The sequence below is a fragment of the Streptomyces sp. NPDC057543 genome (genome assembly GCF_042801895.1).
GTDB lineage: Bacteria > Actinomycetota > Actinomycetes > Streptomycetales > Streptomycetaceae > Streptomyces.
Genome location: NZ_JBHVFF010000091.1, coordinates 20390 through 27014 on the forward strand (window position 1 = coordinate 20390; position 6625 = coordinate 27014).

Sequence of the window (6625 nt, forward strand, 5' to 3'; positions counted from 1 at the left end):
ACTATCGGATAGTAGAAAGTGCCGCTATCCATATTCCAAGGGGGAACCTCATGTCTTCATGGATTTCGCAGACTTCATGGACTTCATGGCGCTCATGGCACCGGCCGTTAGTCCTCTTCGCGGCCTCGATGGTCGTGATGACGGTCGTGTCGGCGGTGGGGCTGATGGTCGACGACCGGGTCCTGGCAGGCACGGCCATCTGGTTCAAGCCGTTCAAGTTCGCGCTCTCGTTCGTCGTCTACGCCCTCGCGCTCGCCTGGATGCTGACCCTGGTCACCCGTGGCCGACGCGTCGGCCGGTGGGCCGGGACCGTGGTCGCGCTGTCCAGCCTGACCGAGATGGCGATCATCACCGGCCAGGTGATCCGCGGCAAGCGCAGCCATTTCAACCACGCCACGCCGTTCGACGAGACGCTGTTCAACCTGATGGGCATCACCGTCACCGTCCTCTGGACCGGCACGCTGGTCATAGCCGTCCTGCTGCTGCGAGCCCGGATCGCCGACCGCGCCGCCGCCTGGGCGATCCGCTCGGGTGTCCTGCTCGCCCTGGTGGGAGCCGGATTCGGCTTCCTGATGACGCAGCCCACGCCCGGGCAGCGGGCGGCGGGGAACCTGGACACCGCCGACGTGATCGGCGCGCACTCCGTCGGCGTACCGGACGGCGGCCCGTCGATGCCGCTCACCGGCTGGTCGACGACCGGCGGCGATCTGCGAATACCGCACTTCATCGGCATGCACGCACTCCAACTGCTGCCACTCTTCCTGCTCGTACTGCTCGCACTGGCTCCGCGCTTCCCCCGGCTGCGCGATCCGCGGGTCCGGCTGCGGCTGGTCCTGGTCGCCTCCGGCGCGTACGCGGCGGTCGTCGTACTGGTCGCCTGGCAGGCGCTGCGCGGTCAGCCACTGATCCACCCCGACGGCGCGACGCTCGGCGCCGCGGCCCTGATCGTGACGGCGAGTGGAGCCTGCGGCTTTGCGGCCCTCAGGTCGACTCCCCTACCGCAGAAGCCCGTTCCCGAAGCCGACGTGCTCGCCGGCTCCGATTCCCCTGCGAAGGAGTTCGCGGCATGACCGGTGCACTCTTCGAGTTCACGTTCCTCCTGGCGGCCCCGTTCTGGCTGCTCATGATCCTCGCGCCGAACTGGCGCCCCACGGCACGCGTCGCCGCGTCCCCGCTCACCGTCCTGCCGGTGCTCGCGGTCTATCTGCTCATGGCCGTGCCGGTCTTCCCCGAGCTCTGGGACGCGGTGCGCAGCCCCGACATCGATACCTTCCGTGAGCTGACGGCCCTGGCGAACGGGGCGGGGGCGATCTGGGCGCAGGTCATCGCCTGGGATCTGCTGCTGGGCCAGTGGATGTTCCTGGAGGCCCGCCGTCTGGGGATCTCTCCGCTGGTGATGGGCCCGCTGCTGGTGCTGACGATTCTGCTGTCGCCGTTCGCACTGCTGGTCTTCCTCCCGCTGCGCGCGGTACTGAAGCCGAAGGCCCGGCCCGGGAACGGAATCCCGGACCGGGTCGGCCACGCGTCGCTGCAATAGGACTTGCGTCGGACGGACTTCTGGTACGAGCGGAACGTAAAGGTGGACAGCCGGACCGCCACCCCCGCGAGAACCCGCAGGGCTCCCCCGCGGCCGAGCACCAGACCCCATTCGGGATCGGAGGTCAGTGCCGAACGGCCCACCACCATCGCCCCCGCGCCGCCCGGGTAGGCGGCTCCGGCGACCCGGCCGAGCAGCACGACGAAGACGGACTGCACGACGGTGCTGATGCCGTTCTGCACGACGTTGGCGTTCATCAGCGCGTTGCGGCTGACGGGCGTCGTCAGGAGTCGGTTGAGTGTGCCGCGCTCGATCTCCTCCAGGGTGCCCATGCCGGCCCACATGATCGATCCGAGGGCACTCATCACCACGATGCCGGCGATCAGGTGGTCCGGATAGGACGTGATGCCGAAGCCGTCGAGCTCGACGACCTTCCTGAAGAGGTTGCCGAAGAGGAACAACCGGATCACCGGCTGGACGAGGGAGATCGCCAGGAAGATCGGCTGACGGAAGACCGCCATGAGATGACGTCTGGTCATGTACCGGGTCCGGGACGCGACGTGGCTGCCCATCGGACACCTCCGGCCGGGGTGGGGGCGGCGACCCGTCGGGGCTCGGCGGCGTCGGCCTCGGCCTCGAAGAAGCGGCGTCCGGCGTAGCGCAGACAGACGTCGTCGAGGGAGGGGTGGGCCACGGTGGCGGCGGCGACCGCCGCACCGGCCCGCTCCAGGGCGGCGAGCAGGACGGGGACGGCCGCCGCGCCGGCCCCGACGCGCACGGTCGCCCGGCGGCCGTCGACCAGTACGTCGTGCACCCCGGCAGTCCGGCGCGTCAACCACGATGTATCGCGAATTCCGGGACACGTGGAAGGATCTCGCGCACCGACCCGTCCACGCTGCCCCGGCTCCGGAAGGCCTGCCGAGAGCCGATGCGCAATCAGGGAGGAAGCCCGCGTGAAAGAAGCCGTGTACATCAGTGCAGCGCCCTCGGCCGGGCCCGATCTCCAGGATCTTCTGGGGATGGTCGCGCGAGGCGATCAGGACGCGTTCGCCAAGGTGTACGACGCGGTCGGCGGGCCGGTCCTCGGGGTCGTACGGAGCGTGCTGCGCGATCCCGCCCAGTCGGAGGAGGTCGCGCAGGAGGTGCTGGTCGAGGTGTGGCGCACCGCCCCTCGGTTCCGGGCCGCCCGCGGCAGCGCGATGAGCTGGGTGCTGACACTGGCCCATCGCCGGGCCGTGGACCGGGTGCGCTCGGCCGAGGCGTCGACGGCCCGTGAGCACAGGGCCGCACTGCTGGACCGGATGCCCGCCTTCGACGAGGTCACCGAGCAGGTCGAGAGCCGGCTGGAGCGCGAACAGGTCCGCCGCTGCATGCGGGCCCTCTCCGAGGTGCAACGGCAGTCCGTGGACCTCGCCTACTACCGGGGGCTGACGTATCGCGAGGTGTCGGAACTGCTCTCCGTACCGCTCGGCACGATCAAGACGCGACTGCGCGACGGACTGATCCGGCTGCGCGACTGCCTCGGGGTGAGCGCATGAGCAACGCCGAACCGCACGCGCTGACCGGGGCGTACGCCCTGCAGGCCCTGCCGGAGGCCGAGCGGCGGGACTTCGAACGACATCTCGGCGACTGCGCGGCCTGCACCGTGGAGGTGCGCGAGCTGTCGGAGACCGCCGCCCGGCTCGGGCTCGCGGTGGCCCGCACACCACCTCCCGAGCTGCGCGAACGGGTGCTGCGGGAGATCACGGCCGTACGGCAGGAATCTGCGTCGGACGCCCGGCCGTCGCGCACCACCGGGGACGGTGGGAACCGGGCCGGCCGGTGGCCGAGGGGCGTCCTCGCCGCGTGTCTGGCGGCAGCCGTCGACTTCGGCGGGATCGCCGTCCGGCAGAACCAGGAAGCGCGGACCGCCCGGGCGGACGCCCGTACCGCACAGCGGCAGAACGCACAGCTGGCCCAGGTACTGGCGGCACCGGACGCCCACGCCGAATCCAGCACGCTCGGGGGCGGGGCGCGGGCCACCGTTGTGGTCTCCAAGAGGGAGAACCGCGCCGTCCTCCTGGCGTCGGGAATGCGGGAACCACCGATCGGCACGGTGTACCAGCTGTGGTTCGAGGACTACGGCACGATGCGCTCCGCGGGCCTCATGAGAACGGTGAACACCCCGACACCGCAGCACGCGATGCTGCTGGACGGCCCCGTCGGCCGCGCCTCCGGCATAGGCATCACCGTCGAACCGGCCGGCGGGTCCGCTCGTCCGACGTCCGCCCCGTTGGCCCTGCTGCCCATCCCAGCGGCCTGACGCGTGGTACGGCGAACGGTTCGGGCCCGCCGCTCGGCGATCGTCGCAACCGGCCGTCGCCGCAAAGAAGCTCACACCCCATCGGGTGCCTGACCAATCCGCCCGGCGCCCGGCGACGAATCCTGTTTGTGACTGAAGACCGAGAAGATTCGCAGCAGGCCGGAGCGGCACGGCCCCGGCGATCCCACTGGGCACGCACCACCCTCGCCGCGCTCAGCGGTCTGATCGCCGGGTTCTGCGCCCTGGCCGTCGCCGAACTGGTCGCGGCTGTCGTACGCCCCGAGGCGGGCCCGGTCACGGCAGTGGGCAGTGCGGTGATCGACCGTACTCTCCCGGCTGTGAAGGAGTTCGCCGTACGGAATTTCGGCACCGCCGACAAGCTGGCGCTCCAGCTCGGGATCCTGGTTCTCCTGGCGCTCTTCGCCGTGGTGGTCGGCGTGCTGGCACTGCGGCACCGATGGGTCGGTTCCGCCGCCGTACTGGTCTTCGGTCTGGTCGGGGCCGTGGCGGCGGCGGGGCGCCCCGAAGGCGCACCTGCCGACGCGCTGCCTTCGGTGGTGGGTGCCGTGGTGGCTGCGGGGGTGCTGTACCTCCTGGTCGGACTGCTCGCACCGGCTCCGCCGCCTTCTCCCGCGGCCGGGGAGAGGGCGGCGGAGGCATACGACACCTTCGACCGCCGCGGCTTCGTCGTCGCGGCGACCGCAGCCGCGGCGGCCTCGGCGGGCGCGGGAATTCTGGGACGGCGGCTCACCTCCTCCGTCCAGGCCGGGGCCACCGCTTCACGTCACAACCTGATCCTCCCCGTACCGGAATCCGCCGCACCGGCCATTCCCCCGGGCGCCGATCTGAGGATCCGGGGACTGAGTTCCTTCATCACCCCGAACAAGGACTTCTACCGGGTGGACACGGCCCTGGTCGTGCCCCGCGTCGATGCCGGCACGTGGCGGCTGAAGATCCACGGCAAGGGGGTCGCACGGCCGCTGGAGGTCACCCTCCAGGACCTGCTGCGCCGCGAGATCATCGAACGCGACATCACCCTGGCCTGCGTGTCCAACGAGGTCGGCGGCCCCTACGTCGGCAACGCCAGGTGGATCGGCGTACGGCTGGCCGATCTGCTCCGCGAGGCCGGGGTTCGCCCGCCGTCGAAGGGCGGTCCCGCCGACCAGATCGTCGCGCGTTCCGTCGACGGCATGACGATCGGCTCACCGGTCGAAACGGTCATGGACGGACGCGACGCGATGCTCGCCTTCGGCATGAACGGCGAGCCGCTGCCCTTCGAGCACGGCTTCCCGGTCCGGATGGTCGTTCCCGGCCTGTACGGGTACGTCTCGGCCTGCAAGTGGATCAAGGACATCGAACTCACCACGTTCGCCGCGTACGACGCCTACTGGGTCAAACAGTCCTGGTCCCAGCAGGCGCCGATCAAGACCGAGTCCAGGATCGACACGCCCCGCCCGTTCTCCTCCCCGAAGACCGGCACGGTGCCGGTGGCCGGGGTGGCCTGGGCGCAGCACCGCGGTATCTCGCGGGTCGAGGTCCGGGTGGACGGCGGGGAGTGGCATACGGCCCGGCTGGCCGCCGCGGACAACCGGGACACCTGGCGCCAGTGGGTGTGGGAGTGGCCCGCCACAGCCGGCAACCACACCCTCGAGGTCCGCGCCACGGACGGAACCGGCGCCACCCAGACCGGCGACCGCGTCGGCACCGTGCCCAACGGCGCGACGGGCTGGCACTCGGTGACGGTCGACGTGTCCTGACCGAGCGGTGCACCCGGGAGATCGCCCTCCGTGACACTGACCGGATAGAACCTCACAGCGTGATGGAGCGGCAGGACCGGACTGATCCGGGTGGCACTGAACGGTGGCGATCCGCTCGCAGCCGTTCCGGGCGCCGTGGACCGCGCGCACGAGGGTCACCGCGAGCGCTGGGCCCGCCGTCCTCGCGTCCGACTCGCACCCGGACTCGGCAACCGAGTTCAACGGTGCGGTACGGCCACGCCAGGGCACCGCGCTGTGGACACTGCGCACCACACATACGTACGAGAACGCCCTGGCCGCAGCGGTGGACGTGGGCGGGGACACCGGCACGGTCGCGACGGTGACCGGTGGCCCGGCGGGGGCTGTGTACGGCTTCGGCGCAATACCGACTCGCTGGACGGAGCCCCTGCACGTACCCCGCTGCCGGGGACCGGGTACCGCGGACACCAGACCTGGTGGACCTGGCCGGGGCAGCTGGAGCGTGCCTCACACGTCACGATTCCCACCGATATTCGTAACCCCCGAACCTGCGCATAAGGGCCAGATAAGCGCAGAATGGCATAGAGGGCCGCTTTTCCTCACAAACGGCGGCCAGGTCTGCAGGAGCGAAGGAGACCAACCCATGTCAAACCTCTCGCACACCGGCCGTGACATCGCCAGTCACCCCGATGTTTCCGAAATGCGCGATCGCTATGCGCGAGTGCTCGGTGGCCGTGACGTGGCCCTCGTGGACGCACCGGTGTTCCTCGTCGGTCTCTATTGCGCCGTCTCGCCCTGGGTGCTTGGCTTCCCGACGAGCCAGCCCGCCCTCGTGGCGCACAACGTGATCATGGGTATCGCCATCGCCGTGCTGGGCCTCGGATTCACCGTCATGCCGGAGCGGATGTACGGCCTGAGCTGGGCCATCTGCGCCATGGGCGCCTGGATGATCGCCTCGACGTGGGTGGTCGGCAGCGGCCCGAGCCTCGGCGTCATCCTGAACAACGTCATCATCGGCGGACTGACCCTGCTGCTGGGGCTGGTCTGCGC

At 70.4% G+C, this 6625-nt stretch carries 6 protein-coding genes and 3 pseudogenes; 7 read left to right on the top strand and 2 right to left on the bottom strand.

Features of this window, described 5'->3' with window-relative positions:
• Positions 1-128 precede the first annotated feature (128 nt).
• Both ACFU8Q_RS17450 and ACFU8Q_RS17455 read left to right on the top strand, forming a co-directional pair.
• Positions 129-1070 (top strand): hypothetical protein, encoded by a 942-nt coding sequence (locus tag ACFU8Q_RS17450; protein ID WP_384454189.1) that lies wholly within the window; start codon positions 129-131, stop codon positions 1068-1070.
• Positions 1067-1537, top strand: a complete 471-nt coding sequence (locus ACFU8Q_RS17455; RefSeq protein WP_384454192.1) for an ABA4-like family protein — start codon at positions 1067-1069, stop codon at positions 1535-1537. Before ACFU8Q_RS17450 ends, ACFU8Q_RS17455 begins: the two co-directional genes overlap by 4 nt.
• A gap of 11 nt (positions 1538-1548) precedes the next feature.
• Here ACFU8Q_RS17455 and ACFU8Q_RS17460 read toward each other — a convergent pair.
• Both ACFU8Q_RS17460 and ACFU8Q_RS17465 read right to left on the bottom strand, forming a co-directional pair.
• A pseudogene (locus ACFU8Q_RS17460) lies at positions 1549-2109 on the bottom strand (ABC transporter permease); the annotation flags it as partial.
• A pseudogene (locus tag ACFU8Q_RS17465) lies at positions 2073-2354 on the bottom strand (hypothetical protein); the annotation flags it as partial. The pseudogenes ACFU8Q_RS17465 and ACFU8Q_RS17460, both read right to left, overlap by 37 nt.
• Before the next feature lie 136 nt (positions 2355-2490).
• On the opposite strand from ACFU8Q_RS17465, the gene ACFU8Q_RS17470 reads away from it, so the two are divergent.
• From ACFU8Q_RS17470 to ACFU8Q_RS17490, 5 genes and pseudogenes are all read left to right on the top strand, one after another.
• A complete protein-coding gene (locus ACFU8Q_RS17470) occupies positions 2491-3075 on the top strand; it encodes a sigma-70 family RNA polymerase sigma factor (protein ID WP_384454195.1) in 585 nt (194 codons plus the stop codon).
• The gene (locus tag ACFU8Q_RS17475; RefSeq protein WP_384454198.1) at positions 3072-3839 is read left to right on the top strand and encodes an anti-sigma factor domain-containing protein; all 768 of its coding nucleotides are present in this window, start codon (positions 3072-3074) and stop codon (positions 3837-3839) included. Before ACFU8Q_RS17470 ends, ACFU8Q_RS17475 begins: the two co-directional genes overlap by 4 nt.
• 128 nt (positions 3840-3967) lie before the next feature.
• Positions 3968-5596: a molybdopterin-dependent oxidoreductase gene (locus tag ACFU8Q_RS17480; RefSeq protein ID WP_384454201.1), complete on the top strand. Its 1629-nt coding sequence runs from the start codon at positions 3968-3970 to the stop codon at positions 5594-5596.
• 103 nt (positions 5597-5699) lie between these two features.
• A pseudogene (locus ACFU8Q_RS17485) lies at positions 5700-5930 on the top strand (hypothetical protein); the annotation flags it as partial.
• Positions 5931-6218: 288 nt separating this feature from the next.
• Positions 6219-6625, top strand: a 407-nt coding sequence (locus ACFU8Q_RS17490; RefSeq protein ID WP_384454208.1) for an SPW repeat protein, incomplete at its 3' end; no start/stop codon positions are given.

Coding starts and splice junctions, on each gene's coding strand:
- ACFU8Q_RS17475 (WP_384454198.1), top strand. CDS start 3,072: ATGAGCAACGCCGAACCGCACGCGCTGACCGGGGCGTACGCCCTGCAG.
- ACFU8Q_RS17450 (WP_384454189.1), top strand. CDS start 129: ATGGTCGTGATGACGGTCGTGTCGGCGGTGGGGCTGATGGTCGACGAC.
- ACFU8Q_RS17455 (WP_384454192.1), top strand. CDS start 1,067: ATGACCGGTGCACTCTTCGAGTTCACGTTCCTCCTGGCGGCCCCGTTC.